Below are 381 nucleotides of genomic sequence, written 5' to 3'. Positions count from 1 at the left end.
GCCTACAGAGCGTCTTGCGATCGGTCGGGCAAGGTGTCTATTGCGCTCTCGCGCTTGAATGGCTGCACTCAGAAAGTCGGCAGCACCTCCCACCACCGCTTGCATTGCAGACCGGCAGCAGTACAGAGCCTCCGGTCGGTATACACGTGCCCCGTGCTGCTCAGCGAGCGTATCGATCACACGGAGCGCTTGCCCCAATGTTGGCGCTGCTACGAAATCGATCGCCGCAGCCTCGGCCGCGGTCGGAGGCGTTTGGGCCCTTCCTGCACGCAGCGACTCCACGCGCGTTCGCAGGTTTGCTGCACCTACCCCCGTCATTACGCTGGAAGCAAACTCCACAAGTTGTGCCAGAGCATTGGCACCCTGCAAGTCAAAGTTCCT

Annotated in this window: 1 pseudogene; it reads right to left on the bottom strand. The window is 61.4% G+C overall.

Going from position 1 to position 381, the window contains the following annotated elements:
- Positions 1-381 (bottom strand): annotated as a pseudogene (locus ACN8M7_RS25980) (UvrD-helicase domain-containing protein); the annotation flags it as partial.

The sequence above is a fragment of the Pseudomonas spartinae genome (genome assembly GCF_965197125.1).
In the GTDB taxonomy this organism is placed as follows: domain Bacteria; phylum Pseudomonadota; class Gammaproteobacteria; order Pseudomonadales; family Pseudomonadaceae; genus Aquipseudomonas; species Aquipseudomonas composti_A.
Note: the sequence above shows the minus strand (reverse complement) of the source record. Positions and strands in the feature narration are given on the sequence as shown.